This is a genomic window from Acidimicrobiales bacterium, from assembly GCA_035531755.1.
Classification (GTDB): domain Bacteria; phylum Actinomycetota; class Acidimicrobiia; order Acidimicrobiales; family UBA8190; genus DATKSK01.
The window spans coordinates 1-13,736 of the sequence record DATKSK010000046.1 but is presented as its reverse complement, the minus strand read 5'-3'; the positions used below and the strand labels follow the sequence as shown (position 1 = coordinate 13,736).

13 protein-coding genes and 1 tRNA gene are annotated in these 13,736 nt (G+C 68.2%); 4 read left to right on the top strand and 10 right to left on the bottom strand.

Annotated features, from left to right (window positions below; translation table 11 throughout):
* Positions 1-77: 77 nt before the first annotated feature.
* From recA to VMV22_09665, 6 genes are all read right to left on the bottom strand, one after another.
* Positions 78-1,127, bottom strand: a complete 1,050-nt coding sequence (gene recA, locus VMV22_09690) for a recombinase RecA (GenBank protein ID HUY22601.1) — start codon at positions 1,125-1,127, stop codon at positions 78-80.
* Positions 1,128-1,270: 143 nt separating this feature from the next.
* Positions 1,271-1,801 carry an RNA 2',3'-cyclic phosphodiesterase gene (gene thpR / locus VMV22_09685; protein ID HUY22600.1) on the bottom strand — a complete coding sequence of 177 codons (531 nt, stop codon included), beginning with the start codon at positions 1,799-1,801 and terminating at the stop codon, positions 1,271-1,273.
* Positions 1,802-1,976: 175 nt separating this feature from the next.
* A complete protein-coding gene (locus VMV22_09680) occupies positions 1,977-3,242 on the bottom strand; it encodes a competence/damage-inducible protein A (GenBank protein HUY22599.1) in 1,266 nt (421 codons plus the stop codon).
* Positions 3,239-3,982 (bottom strand): CDP-alcohol phosphatidyltransferase family protein, encoded by a 744-nt coding sequence (locus tag VMV22_09675; protein ID HUY22598.1) that lies wholly within the window; start codon positions 3,980-3,982, stop codon positions 3,239-3,241. Before VMV22_09675 ends, VMV22_09680 begins: the two co-directional genes overlap by 4 nt.
* The gene (rimO, locus tag VMV22_09670; GenBank protein ID HUY22597.1) at positions 3,979-5,301 is read right to left on the bottom strand and encodes a 30S ribosomal protein S12 methylthiotransferase RimO; all 1,323 of its coding nucleotides are present in this window, start codon (positions 5,299-5,301) and stop codon (positions 3,979-3,981) included. Before rimO ends, VMV22_09675 begins: the two co-directional genes overlap by 4 nt.
* Before the next feature lie 70 nt (positions 5,302-5,371).
* Positions 5,372-5,460, bottom strand: a tRNA-Ser gene (locus tag VMV22_09665).
* Positions 5,461-5,568: 108 nt separating this feature from the next.
* On the opposite strand from VMV22_09665, the gene VMV22_09660 reads away from it, so the two are divergent.
* The 3 genes from VMV22_09660 to VMV22_09650 all read left to right on the top strand — a co-directional run bounded on the left by VMV22_09660 (position 5,569) and on the right by VMV22_09650 (position 7,494).
* The gene (locus VMV22_09660; protein ID HUY22596.1) at positions 5,569-6,753 is read left to right on the top strand and encodes a tyrosine-type recombinase/integrase; all 1,185 of its coding nucleotides are present in this window, start codon (positions 5,569-5,571) and stop codon (positions 6,751-6,753) included.
* 65 nt (positions 6,754-6,818) lie between these two features.
* The gene (locus tag VMV22_09655) at positions 6,819-7,070 is read left to right on the top strand and encodes a type II toxin-antitoxin system prevent-host-death family antitoxin (GenBank protein HUY22595.1); all 252 of its coding nucleotides are present in this window, start codon (positions 6,819-6,821) and stop codon (positions 7,068-7,070) included.
* Complete coding sequence (locus VMV22_09650; protein ID HUY22594.1) at positions 7,063-7,494, top strand: type II toxin-antitoxin system VapC family toxin; 432 nt, start codon at positions 7,063-7,065, stop codon at positions 7,492-7,494. The genes VMV22_09655 and VMV22_09650 overlap by 8 nt, the downstream gene beginning before the upstream one ends.
* A 207-nt stretch (positions 7,495-7,701) precedes the next feature.
* Here the strand turns inward: VMV22_09650 and VMV22_09645 are convergent, their stop codons facing one another.
* The 4 genes from VMV22_09645 to VMV22_09630 form a co-directional block, all read right to left on the bottom strand.
* On the bottom strand, positions 7,702-8,310 hold the full coding sequence (locus tag VMV22_09645; protein ID HUY22593.1) for a group II intron maturase-specific domain-containing protein: 609 nt from the start codon (positions 8,308-8,310) through the stop codon (positions 7,702-7,704).
* On the bottom strand, positions 8,301-8,903 hold the full coding sequence (locus VMV22_09640; protein ID HUY22592.1) for a reverse transcriptase domain-containing protein: 603 nt from the start codon (positions 8,901-8,903) through the stop codon (positions 8,301-8,303). Before VMV22_09640 ends, VMV22_09645 begins: the two co-directional genes overlap by 10 nt.
* A gap of 740 nt (positions 8,904-9,643) precedes the next feature.
* Positions 9,644-10,507, bottom strand: coding sequence for an SDR family NAD(P)-dependent oxidoreductase (locus tag VMV22_09635; protein HUY22591.1), 864 nt, complete (start codon positions 10,505-10,507; stop codon positions 9,644-9,646).
* Positions 10,508-10,648: 141 nt separating this feature from the next.
* A complete protein-coding gene (locus tag VMV22_09630) occupies positions 10,649-11,113 on the bottom strand; it encodes a hypothetical protein (GenBank protein HUY22590.1) in 465 nt (154 codons plus the stop codon).
* Positions 11,114-11,194: 81 nt separating this feature from the next.
* On the opposite strand from VMV22_09630, the gene heR reads away from it, so the two are divergent.
* Positions 11,195-12,004: a heliorhodopsin HeR gene (gene heR / locus VMV22_09625; GenBank protein ID HUY22589.1), complete on the top strand. Its 810-nt coding sequence runs from the start codon at positions 11,195-11,197 to the stop codon at positions 12,002-12,004.
* Positions 12,005-13,736 lie beyond the last annotated feature (1,732 nt).

Genomic DNA, 13,736 nt, shown 5'->3' with positions numbered 1-13,736 from the left:
CCGCCGGACGCGCCACGGGCCGGACCGCCCGACGGCGACCCGGCCCGCGTGCGGTCCCGACGACCCGGGACGCCCCGTCAGTCCTTCAACGTGATCGGGACGTCGTCGCCTTCGATGGCACCGACCGTGGTGCCGACCGGCACCACGGTGCCGGCGAGCTGCGACCGGATGCGCTCGTTGATCTCGATCATCAGCTCGGGCGTCTCGAGGAGGAACTGCTTGGCGTTCTCGCGCCCTTGGCCGAGCTGCTCACCCTCGTAGGTGAACCACGCCCCGGACTTCTTGATGAAGCCGAGCTCGACGCCGACGTCGAGGAGCGAGCCCTCGCGGCTGATCCCCTTGCCGTACATGATGTCGAACTCGGCTTGTTTGAACGGGCTGGAGCACTTGTTCTTGACGACCTTCACCCGCGTGCGGCTGCCGATGACCTCCGCGCCGTCCTTGATCTGCTCGATACGGCGGATGTCGAGGCGCACCGAGGCGTAGAACTTGAGCGCACGGCCGCCCGGGGTGACCTCGGGTGAGCCGTACATCACACCGATCTTCTCGCGCAGCTGGTTGATGAAGATGGCGATGGTGTCCGACTTGGACAACGTGCCCGTGAGCTTGCGCAACGCCTGGGACATCAGCCGGGCCTGGAGCCCGACGTGGCTGTCGCCCATCTCCCCCTCGATCTCCGCCCGTGGGGTGAGGGCCGCCACCGAGTCGATGACGAGGACGTCGAGCGCACCGGAACGGATCAGCATGTCGGCGATCTCGAGGGCCTGCTCCCCGGTGTCGGGCTGGGAGATGAGCAGGTCGTCCACGTTGACGCCGATGGCGCCGGCGTACACCGGGTCCATGGCGTGCTCGGCGTCGATGTAGGCGCAGATCCCGCCGTTGCGCTGCGCCTCGGCCACGACGTGCATGGCGAGGGTCGACTTCCCCGACGACTCGGGACCGTAGACCTCCACGATGCGACCACGCGGGAGGCCGCCGATGCCCAGCGCCATGTCGAGCGCCATCGCCCCGGTGGGGATCGACTCGATCCCCATGTTGAGGTTCTCGCCCATCCGCATGACGGAGCCCTTGCCGAACTGCTTTTCGATCTGGCTCAGCGCCATGTCGAGCGCCTTGTCGCGTTCCATATTCCCGATGCCTCTCTTCGCTTGTGTGATCCGGCTACGTCCGCTCCGACCGGGCCGACCCTACGAACGGGGTGTGACATCCCTCGTGACTCACAGCAGTGTAGTTGCGAACACCTGTTCGGTGGGGGACGGATTTCCCCGGCTCAGGCGGGCGCCAGCGGGACCCTCGCCAGGACGGTGTAGGTCGAGCCGCCCGGCCCCAGGGTGGAGGACACGAGCTCGATCTCCTCCACGCGCCACGACTCCCGCAGCGCGGCGCCGGCCAGGTGGGCCGGGCCCGGCTCCCGCCCCCGCACGCGGGCCAGGGTCAGGTGCCCGGCGAACGGGCCCACCGGCGCCTGGTCGTCCCACGACGCCGTCGCCCGGGCCACGGCGTCGGCGACACCGTCGAGCCCCGCCACCGGGACCTGCAGGACCTGGCGGCCCGGGAACCACGCCACCGCCGGCCCGAGCACGGCCTCGACCGCCACGACCCCGGTGGCGCGCAGCTCGGCGGGCACCGCCGCCAGCGCCGCCGCCGCGGGCCCGGGATCGGCGACCTCGCCCAGGAACCGCAGGGTCACGTGCCACTGGTCCGGCGTGGTCCACCGCAACCGCGCCGCGGCGGGGCGGTCGAGGCGCCGGAGCATCCCCACGACGCGGGTCGGGAGCGACACCGCCACGAACAGCCGCATGGCCACAGTCTTGACCGTCGGGGCTGCACGGTCGGGCCGGGGCTGCACGGTCGGGCCGGGGCTGCACGGTTGGGCCGGTGCTGCACGGTGCGGGCCGGTGCGTTCGACCGCGCCACCTGCGAGCTCCACCGGGGGCTCCTCGAGCCCTGAGCGGAGCGCCGGCACCCCGAACGTGTCAGACGGGGGCGGGGACCTCGGCCACCAGCCGTCGCCGCAGCAGGTCGAGAGCGGAGATGGCCGCGTACTGGCGCACCCGCTCGCGGTCGCCGGGCAGGTGCACCTCGAGCGAGTCGGCGTCGAGACCCGGCAGCGCCAGGCCGACGAGGACGGTCCCGGGTGCGACGCCCTCCTGGCTGTCGGGGCCGGCGACGCCGGTGAGGGCCAGGCCGACGTCGGCCCCGAGCACGCGCCGCGCCCCCTCGGCCATGGCGCGCGCCGCGGCCTCGGTGACGACCGGACCGTCGGGCACGCCCAGCACGTCGTGCTTGACTGCCGACGCGTAGCTGACGACCGACCCCCGGAACCACACGCTGGCGCCGGGCACGGCGACGAGCCGCGACGCCACCAGTCCGCCGGTGAGCGATTCCGCCAGCCCGAGGGTGATGCCCCGCGCCACCAGCAGCGCGGCCACGGCGCTCTCCATGGTGTCGTCGTCGACGCCGAACACGGCCTCGCCCACGAGCCCCCTGACCTCGGCCTCCTCCGCGCCCAGGAGCGCGCCGGCGGCGGCCGTGTCGGGCGCCTTGGCCGTGATGCGCACCTTGATCCCCTCGATCCCGCTCGCCAGGAAGGCGATGGTGGGGTTGCCGCCGGCGGCGTCGAGCGCCTCGATACGCGGGGCCAGGAGCTCGGCCAGGCCGGACTCGCTCATGCCCCAGGTCCGCACCACGCGGCTCGCGATCACGGCGGCCCCGCCGCCGAGGTCGGCCCGGCGGCGCAGGTCGGGGAGGACGCCGCGCGTGAACATCTCGGCGAGCTCGTAGGGCACGCCGGGGAGCGCGTAGACGACCTTGTGGCCCACGGGGCAGATCAGACCCGGCGCGGTGCCGAGCTGTTGGGGGATCGTCTCCGCCCCCACGGGGACGTCGGCCTGGCGGCCGTTGCTCTCGGGCATCTCCCGGCCGCGCGAGCCGAACATGGCGCGGATGCGCTCCACGATGCCGGCGTCGCGCACGAGGGGGACGTTCATCACCTCGGCGATCGCCTCGCGCGTGATGTCGTCGTGGGTGGGCCCGAGGCCCCCGCACACCACCACGCCGTCGCTGCGGGCCAGCGCGGTGCGCAGCGCGAGCACGATGCGCGCCTTGTTGTCCCCCACCACCTGGTGGAAATGGGAATCCACGCCGGCGAGGGCGAGCTGTTCGCCCATCCACGCGGAGTTCGTGTCGACGATCTGGCCGAGCAGCAGCTCGGTCCCCACCGCCAGCACCTCCACCCTCACGGGGCGACCCCGCCTACCGGCCCCATGCCCCCGGGGCCGCCGCCGACCGGGCCCATCCCGTTGGCCGACTGCGAGGCGCGGCGCCCGTCGAGCAGGTACTGCGCGCCGGTGCCGACGGTGAACACCACCGCCACCCACGCCGCCACCTCGAGCACGCGCCGGTGCGGCGCCACCGAGGGTGCCAGGCACAGCAGGATGGCGATGCCCTGGACGAGCGTCTTCACCTTGGCGGTGAGCCGGGCGGGGATGGAGATGCCGCGACGGCCGACGACGGCGCGGTACGCGCTCATCCACACCTCACGCGCCGCGATGATGCCCACCGGCAGCCACGCCACCTCGCCGTTGGCGGCGATGGCGCACAGCGAGCCGACCACGGCCGCCTTGTCCGCCAAAGGGTCGAGGAACGCGCCCGACCGGGTGGTGCCCTGCCGGCGGGCCAGCCACCCGTCGACCCCGTCGGTCAGGCCGATGGCGAGGGCCACGGCGAACGGCGCCCATCCGGGGCCGTGCACGGCGATCATCACCACCAGCACCGGCGTGGCGAGGAGGCGGACCACGGTGATGCCGTTGGCCGGCGTGATGAGCGCGGACGGGCCGAAGGTGAATTCGCGCACCAGCTCGCGCAGCGGCTCACGCGCCGCCTCGCGCCCGGACGCGGCGTCGCGGCGGGGCGCCGGCGCCTCGGACATGGGCGCCCCTGCATCGCGCAGGGGCGCCGCCTCGCGGGGCCGGTCGCTCACGGCTCGGCCCACAGGTCGGGCCCCGCCGCGCTCGACACCGTCACCTTGTGGAACTCGCCGGCCGCCAGCATGCCCGGGACGTGGACGACACCGTCGATCTCGGGCGCCTCGCGGTGCGAGCGGGCCACGCCGGGCTCGTCGACGAGGACCTCGAAGCGCTCGCCCACGAGCGCGGCCCGGCGCTCGGCGGTCAGGGCGTCCTGGAGCTCCGCGCACTCCCGCAGCCGCTCGACGGCCAGCCCGGCCGGCACCGCGCCCGGCAGGTCCGCGGCGTAGGTGCCCTGCTCCGGGGAGAACGTGAAGAAGCCGGCCCAGTCGAGGCGGGCCTCGGCCAGGAACGACAGGAGGAGGTCGTGGTCCTCCTCGGTCTCGCCCGGATAGCCGAGGATGAACGACGAACGCAGCGCGGCGTCGGGCGCCGCGGCCCGGATAGCGGCGATGCGCTCGAGGAAGCGGTCGCCGTCGCCCCACCGCCGCATGCGCTCGACCAGGGGACGCGACACGTGCTGGAGCGACAGGTCGAAGTACGGCACGCCCGTGCCCACGATGGCGTCGACGAGGGCGTCGTCGAGCGCCGAGGGGTAGAGGTACAGCAGGCGGACACGGTCGACGCGCCTGCCCAGCGTGCGGACGAGGTCGACGATGGGGCGCGGACCCCCGGCGGGGCGCGCCACGCGCTCCGCCACGCTGCGGTCGAGCCCCCACGACGCCAGGTCCTGGGCGACGAGCACGACCTCACGCACCGTGTCGCCGAGCTCGTCGACCTCGGCCAGGACGGCGTCCTCGGGGCGCGACCGCTGGCGACCGCGGAACGACGGGATGGCACAGAAGCCGCAGCGCCGGTCGCACCCCTCGGCCACCTTGACGTACGCCCACGGCGCGTCGGCCGCGGGACGCGGGAGGTTCAGGAGGTCGAACGACGGCAGGGCCTCGAGGGTGGCGCCCTCGTCCGTGAGGGTGCCCCCGCCGGTGAGGGGGGCGCCCACCCGCCGGCTCAGGGTCACCGGCACTCCGAAGCCCGCCACCAGGTCGACCTCGGGCAGTGCGGCCGCCAGCTGGGCACCGTGGCGCTCGGCGAGGCACCCCGTCACCACCAGCCGGGCGCCCTCGGGCCGGGCGTCGGCGAGCTCGAGGATGGTGTCGATCGACTCCTGGCGGGCCGCCTCGATGAAGGCGCAGGTGTTCACCACGACGAGGTCGGCCTCGGCCGGTGACGCCGCGGGCTCGTAGCCCCCCGAACGAAGGGTGCCGGCCAGCTTGTCCGAGTCGACCTGGTTCTTGGGGCAGCCCAGGGTCTCCAGCCAGTATCGCTCGGGCACCTGGACAATCTACCGGCGCACGCCTGCACGGCCCCGACCCCGCCGGTGGGGCGAGACGGGGCGCCCTGAGCGGAGAGGGAGGGATTTGAACCCTCGGACCCAGTTTCCCAGGTCAACTCATTAGCAGTGAGTCCGATTCGGCCGCTCTCGCACCTCTCCAGCTGGGACTTTGCCCTTGGAGCTCCTTCTCTTGACCAATCTTGGCCACATTCAGAGCTAGGCTCGGTCCCGGCAGGGCCCAAGCTACCAGCCAGGGGGGAAAGTCCGATGGCCGAGCGCAATGGCTACGGCGGGGGAAGCATGCTCGAGCGGTCCCCCGGCGTGTGGCGGCTCCGGGTCATGGGGACCGACGCCGCCGGCCGCCCGACCCGCATCGACCGGACCTTCCGGGGGTCCAAGACCATTGCGAGGGCCGAGCTTTCCAGGCTGGCCACCGCAGCCAAGGCCGGCACCGAGAGCGGGCCCTCAGCCACATTCAGCGAACTCCTGGACGCGTGGCTGGACATGGTCGAGCCGGCTCGCCGACCCCGGACCATGGCCGAGCACCGGCGTGAGGTCGAGACCCGGATCCGGCCCCGCCTCGGCCAGGCCAAGCTGAGCAAGCTCACCGCCCACGACCTCGACACCGCCTACCGCACCTGGCGCTCGGAGGGCCTCTCGGACTCGAGCATCCGGCGCCACCACGCCGTCATCTCGGCCGCCCTCACCCAGGGGGTGAAGTGGGGGTGGATCGCGAGCAACCCCGCCCAGCGGTCGTCGGCCCCACCCCAACGCCGCATCGAGCTGACCCCGCCGAGTCCCGGGCAACTCGAGCTCCTCTACCGCCTGGCCCTGGACACTGACCCCGTCATGGCGGTGGCCGTGGCCCTCGCCGCCCTCACCGGGGCGCGGAGGGGCGAGCTGGTGGCGCTGCGATGGTCCGACATCGACCTCGATGTCGGGGTGGTGCACATTCGGCGATCGCTGACCGAGACCGACCACGAGGTCCACGAAGGCCCCACCAAGACCCACCAGATCCGTCACGTGGCCCTCGACCCGCGAGCGGTCGGCATCCTGGCCGGCCACCAGCAGTGGCAACTGGATCTGTCCGACCGGGCCGACTCGCCCGTGGTCGACGACCCCTTCGTGCTCAGCTACAACGCCAACGGCGCCACGCACGTGAAGCCCGACCGGATCACCAACCAGTTCGTCGGACTGTGCCGGAGAGCCGCCCGGCAGACAGGCGAGCCATTCCGTTTCCGGTTCCACGACCTCCGGCACTTCGCCGCCACCCAGCTCGTGGCGGCCGGCGTCGACATCAAGTCCGTCTCGGGCAGGTTGGGACACGCAACGGCAACGATGACGCTCGATCGCTATGCGCACGCACTGACCGCCCAGGATCGAGTTGCGGCGGTGGTCCTCGGACGGATGCTGCCGAACCCTCAGGACACCATCCTGGATCCGGCGACGTAGGGCCGTTGCCGGGCAGCGGCCTCTTCTACGCAGGCTAGTGTAGCACCCTGTGCTACACTAGCCGGATGCGGGAAATATCCCAACGAGAGTTGCGCAACGAGAGCGGCGAGATCATGCGTCGTCTCGATGACGGTGAGACCTTTGTCGTGACCAGAAATGGAGTACCTGTCGGGGAGCTCACCCCTCTTCGTCGGCATCGGTTCGTACAGGCCGACACGGCCGTAGCCGTCTTCCGCCAGGCTCCCAGCGTCGACTACGTACAATTCCGTGAGGACCTCGACCGTGTGAGCTCCCAAGATCCGACGCCGCATGGCTGACCATGTCCGCCCGCCTCGGGGCATCATCGACACTTCCGTTCTCATTGATCTCGAACGCCTCGACCCTCTGGCCCTGCCCCTCGAGGTAGCAGTCAGCGCCATCACGTTCGCTGAGCTCGCAGCAGGCCCACACGCGACCGACGACCCCGATGAGAGAGGCCGTCGGCAGGATCGCCTACAGCGCGCCGAAGCTGCGTTTGACCCGTTGCCATTCGATAGTGACGCAGCGCGCGCCTACGGTCGAATCTATGCGGCGGTCGCCAGCCTCGGTCGGAAGGCTCGAGGCCCTAGAGCGGTCGATCTCCTGATAGCCGCGACCGCTTGTGCCGTCCAACTGCCGCTCTATACGCGTAACCCGGACGACTTCCGAGGGATCGACGATCTCGTTGAAGTCGTATCTATAGAGAAACCCGCGCAGCACTGAGTCGGTGCATGCGGCCCTCGTTGCTCTACGAAGGAATTCGCCTCGACGGTTGCCTGATCAGAGTGAGCGGTGCGGCCATGGTTCCATCTGCGGCACCCGCCCGGGATTGACGTGGGCCTGAGCGGGTGGCCGGGGGGAATCGCACCCCCCGGCTCCCTCAGAACCGGACGTGAACCTCTCGATTCATCCGGCTCCCATCATCCAGCGTTAGGGCAGCACCCCGATCTTCCAGCGAGCGAAAAGGGCGGGAGAAAGTCGCGCGACTCCCTCCAACCATCTCCAGGACCGGCTCGGGTGATTGTCCAGCCGTTTGTATTTCCGTCGGGCCCATCGCACCAAGTAGTCGTTGATGCGGGCGAGGGACCGTGCCAGCCACGATCGGTAGAAGCGGTCGTAGTAGTTGATCCACCCTCGCACGATGGGATTGATCTGCTTGGCGAGGTCCACGAGCGATGACTCGCTGCGATGATGCAACCGCCAGCGTCGAATCTGCTGACGCATCGCCTTGGCGGCCGAGTCGCTTACAGCGGGAGCGAAGCCGTCGAAGACCTCTCCGGCCTTGCTCCGCACCGCCCGGCGACGAAACGTGTAGCCCAGGAAGTCGAAGCTCGTGTGATCGTGATCACCCCGGCGCCGAGCATCCTTGCAGTACACGATGCAGGTCTTGTCCGGGTGAAGCTCCAGACCGAGACCCGCCAGCCTTTGGCTGATGGCGTCCAGGACACGCTGTGCCTGGAACCTGCTCACGCAGTGGACCACCGCATCATCCGCATAGCGCTCGAAGCTGACATCGGGAAACTCCCAGCTCAGCCACATGTCGAACGCATAGCGAGGAAGAGGTTGGCCAGCAGGGGCGAGATCGCAGAACCCTGCGGGGTCCCCCGGTCCCGTGCCGACATCGTGCCGTCAGCGTGTTGTAGCGGCGCAGTGAGCCACCGCTTCACGTAGAGGAGCACCCATGCCAGTCCCGTGTGCTTCGACACCGTGCGAAGGACAAGATCGTGGTCCAAGCTGTCGAAGAAGGCCCGGATGTCGAGATCGATCACCCAGCCCATCTTCTGACAGCGCACCCGGCAGCTCGCCACCGCATCGAGAGCCGAGCGCCCCGGGCGATAGCCATAGGAGTCAGGGTGGAACAGCGGCTCCACCTCGGGCTCCAGGTACATGGCCACCACGGTCTGGGCGACTCGGTCCGCCACGGTGGGAACCCCGAGGATGCGGACCCCACCTGCCTTCTTCGGTATCTCCACGGCCCGAACCGGCGCCGGGAAATAGCTCCCCGAGGACATCCGGTTCCAGAGCTTGTAGAGGTTGTCCTTGAGGTCAACCTCGAAGTCGGAGATGGACTCCTCGTCGACACCGGCGGCCCCCTGGTTGGCCTTGACCTTCTCGTAGGCCTCCCAGACCACCCGTTTTGGAGATGGCAAACGACTTCTGTGCCTTTGGCTTCGACTCGTTCGTCGGCTCCTCCCGTGTCACCACGGTTGACCACCGCCCGAGCCCGGATGACCCGGCCCCTTTGCTCCGCCCGCATTACCGGGCCTCATCGCTACGACGGGCCGGTCTGCCCCTGTGCCCCGCATCGGTACTCTCGCCCTCGCCGTCGTCTCTGCTTGGGGTTCTCCCTCTCGCGGCCGGGGGACCATTTCGGTCCAGTGAACGGCCGTCGCTATCGGGACGACAGGTTCCCACGTTCCGTACCGGAGCCTGGACCAGGCTCGCGCCGCCTCCATGCCGGACACCGCTCGGGCAGTGATACAGGGAACTCCCGAACTCATCCCAGACCTATCACTCTGACCTGGTTTCGATGTCGGTAGGCACTCTCGACACGTCATCAGCGGTTCGCTCTCGCTCGCCTTCCTGGTCCACACCTGACGCACTCTCGGTGCACCTTGTCCGCAACGCTCACCACCCCGGCTCTTGACCGACGCAGCTTGCGGTGGTTTGGGACCTCCCCCTGCAGGGCGATCCCGGGGGGCCGACCCCCATCTCCGGTACAGCATCGATTGGCTGGCGGCGATCCTCTACATCGTCACCTTCCTTTCGTTCGTGGCACACAGTGATCCTGTGCGTCTGGGCTGATCAGGCGGCCCCCTGGCCGAGCACTCCTGGCACTTGCGCGCTGTGGCTCTAGCCGGTTCTCGTGCCCCTACAGGCTCGTGAGCTCTGTCGCCAGTTCCCAGAAGTGTCTGGCCTTGTCCAGGTCGTATGACTCGGGACTTGATCGGAGTTCGTGCTTCTCTCCGAAGAACCTACCCCCCACTCCACCGAGCGAGGGATCGACAGCCATGAACACGAAGGAGTCCGTGGCGGCATCGACGCTAGTCGCGAAGGGCATGTGCGGCATGACGTGGACCATGAGCCAGTGCATCGCGCCGGAGGTGCTCGCCGCGGCAGTCGTGGGGACGAATCCGGGGCAGACGGCATTGACCGTGACGGCGCTCGCCCCCAACCGGCGCTGAAGTTCGTAGGTAAACCACAAGACGGCCAGCTTCGAGTTCTTGTAGGCCCGATCGGGGTTGTACCCACTTTCGAGTTGGGGATCGTCGAAGTCGAAGTTGACGGGTTTGCCCCGAGAACCTGGCAGGTGGAGCCGTGAACTCACATTGACCACCCGGGCGGCATCGGCACGCTCAAGCGCCGGGAGTAGCAGCCCGGTGAGCAGGAAGGGCGCCAACGCATTGACGGCGAAGGTCTCCTCAAAGCCGTCCATGGTGATTCGCCGCGTGGGGCTGGTCTGCATCACGCCGGCGATGTTGAATAACACGTCGATCCGACCCAGGTCGTCGGCCAACGCGGGAGCGAACGCCCTGATCGAATCCATGGAGGACGAGTCGACCGCCCTTGGGTCGACAATCGCCGTCGGCCAACCCGCACGGATCTCGCGTGCGGCAGTATCGGCGGCGGAGCGGATTCGCGCTACGAGTACCACCTGATGGCCGGCTCGAGCGAGCTTCTCGGCAGTGATCCGCCCCAAACCACGCCCACCACCCGTGATCACCATGGTCTTCATGACCGCGACCTCATGGCGACAGTCACCGCAACGTCCGCGGAACTGCGGTCATGTCTAGGCCCCCACCACTGATTGGGCCGCTCCATCCACCACGTTGGTAAGAAACACATCGATTTCGGCATCCCCCGGCAGCGAAGCTGCCTACGAATCGCCCATCGCCCGCAGAAGATCTCGGGCGACATCCGGATCAAACCCGCCTGCGCCGGACCATCGCACAATGCCTGAACTGTCCACAAGGACGAGGGCAATCGTAGAGCGATCCTCGATGCCGAGAGGTCGCGTCACGTGACGCACATCGCCGTAGACGGTCAAGGTGCGCTTGAGGATCCTTGGTTCCCGGATCGCCGCCGCCATCCCTCCGTCGATAAGGTTACGCATCGGCGCCCAGATCCGGCCGATGGTGGGCAACTCGTAGAACTGGAGATCGGGATCGGTTGCCACGTGCTCTTCGAGCCAGGGCACCCAGGAATCGACGAGTTCCTGATGACGACGGTAGAACGCGATGAGCACGATGTTGCGCTCGCCGCGAAACGCACCAGGGAGCCTGACATCGAGACCCTGAAGGTCGCGGGCCAAGACGCTCGGGAAGGCGGTGTCGGAATGCACTCGGTCAGCCTAAGCGGGGGCTGGGGTCGGGCAGCCGCACGACATGAGCCGCCAGAGTAGAACGCCCGGGCTTGGCGACGAGTGCGTCCGAAGCCCTCGGACCACGGAGCCTATGCTTACGATGTGGGTAACAGCGCTTCATCACTGGCTCGACTCCGTCCCTACAACCTCGTGGCGGGGTTCCTCCACTTGGCGCAAGCAGGGGCCATTGTGGTTCTGGCCCACGCCTTCGCTTTGCCCGTACGGGCCACCTACATGACGGGCCCTCCTGGCCCGACGGTGGGAAGCCAGACGGTCTCCTTGTTCAACCTCAGCTTTCCCTGGGCCATCGCTGCCTTCTTCGCACTCTCGGCTCTGGCGCACTTCACCGTGGCGGGCCCCGGTTGGACGTCGTATCAGGTCCAACTCGGCAAGGGCCGTAACCCCTACCGCTGGTTGGAGTACTCGCTGAGCGCCTCGATCATGATCGTGCTGATCGCCATGCTTGTCGGCATCAACGACATCGCCGCCCTGGTTGCCCTGGTGGGCGTCAATGCCTCGATGATCGGGTTTGGCTGGATGCAGGAGCGCTACGAAACCCCCGGGGCGGGACTCGGACCCTTTTGGATTGGCTGCATCGCCGGCATCGTCCCCTGGATCGCCATAGCCATCTATCTGTTCGGACCGGGCGCCGGCGCGCACCCACCAGGGTTCGTGTATGGGATCTTCTTTTCCCTCTTTGCCTTCTTCAATTGCTTCGCCGTCAACCAGTGGCTGCAGTACAGGCAGGTGGGCCGGTGGAAGGACTATCTGGCTGGCGAGCGGGCGTATGTCACGTTGTCCCTTGTCGCCAAGAGCTTGCTGGCTTGGCAGATCTTTGCATCGACTCTGGCTTCGAACGCTGCACACTGACGGGCACACGCCCGGGGAGGGTACGCGCAACGTGCCGATACATCGGCCCTGGCCGTGAGGCTCGACAGGGCACCCGCAAATCCCGCGGCCTGGAGCGATCCCGGATGGTCTGGCCGGTCAGGGACCCCCGGGGGGGGTGCGCTACTCCCGGCAATTCCGGTCGGTCTCTACATCGGTCATAGACTATGTGGCGGAGTCCCTAGCGGCTCATCTGTGTCACCTACGTCGACTTTCGATTCCGTCCCACCCGTCCCGTCAGTTGAGGTCGTGATGACGATGTGGTTTCCCCGTAGGGCAGTGTTCGGCGCCGTCTTCGGACTGGTGACGTGGTAGCCCGCCAACATCCCCACTGACGCAACGGCGATGACGATGGATTGGAGCCGGTGCCGCCCAAACCATGCCCTCCGTCCCCGATCTGTTGTTTCCTTACGAGCGGTGGTGCTGCCGAGCATGGACCAACTCCGGGATTTGGGGATTCCGTCTTGAATTCATGCTCTCAGGCGAGGATTGGGGTGAACTAGGCACCCGCTGTGAAGATCATGAGAATCTCGGATCATTGGATCCGGGTTCAACATCGAGCGGGCCGCATGCTGGAGCACCCGGTACGTGCCGATCTGCTCGCCCTGGCCAGGGAGCCGCCCGAGCAGTATCACCGGACCAGAGCATTTGCCGTCATCGTCCCTGACGAGGTCGTCCGGGCTGGCCGAGCAATCCCGGCAGTACGCGCTACCGCGTTCGCGCGAGACACCCCAGTCAGCCGGGTGGAGGGACCACCTCGACGTCAACGGGCTTCGCGCTGAGCGCCGAGGGACCCACGAGTATCGCCTGGTATGGGCCCGGAGGCAGGGGCGGTATTCCTCCGGTGAGACAGGGCGGGACCGATGGAGAGGCGCCCCCACCGTTCGTACAAGCGTTGTAACTCACGTCGAGGGTAAAGGGCAGGCGGTTCGTCCCCGGCTGGAGAAGGAACGGACCTGTGCTGCAATCCGCCGGGAAGGCAGGGTTGAACGGGATGGTCGCTGATTGGAGACCGACCTCCCAGTCCGGGGAGCAGGTCTCGGTCAGGTTGATGGTCTTGTCGGTATGGTTCGTTACAACGAGCACACCACTGACCGTGGAGCCCCCCACCAGTGTGGTCGTGGGTAGTTCGATGGCGCTTGACAACGCACCGGCGGGCGGGACGGAGCCGATGGGGACAGTGATAGTGGTAGAAGGCACGGTGCTTGTCGGCGGCGCCGGGACGGTCGTCGTCGTAGGTGGCTCTGTGCTTGTCGGAGGAGGAACGGTAGTGGGAAGTGGAACCGGGGTTGTCGGTGCGGCTGTGAACGAGGATTGAGCGGGCGCAGTCATGGCCGAGCCGACTGCAGCGCCTGCCACCAGGGTGAGAAAGATGACTACCGTCATCAGAGGGAGAGCGGCCCCTCGTTCACTGCGAACTTTGAGCGTGGCGTCGGCCCACAAGACACAGGACAAGTGCCCCCGCTTCATAGGGGAAGCCTACGCCTGGAGTCACCCGGTGTGACTCTCAGCGACCCCGGGGCAGCGAGGAGTTCGCTGTCCCACGAGACACTCGGGCCTTGATCACATGGCGACACGACCCCACGCACAAAGAATCAGATATGCCGGTAATCGTCACGTCGTTTCATTCAGCAGAGCAGCGAACGATTACCGGCATGATCTGCACTTATGCCGCCCGAAGGGCTTCGGTAATCTCTGATTACCGGCATAAGTG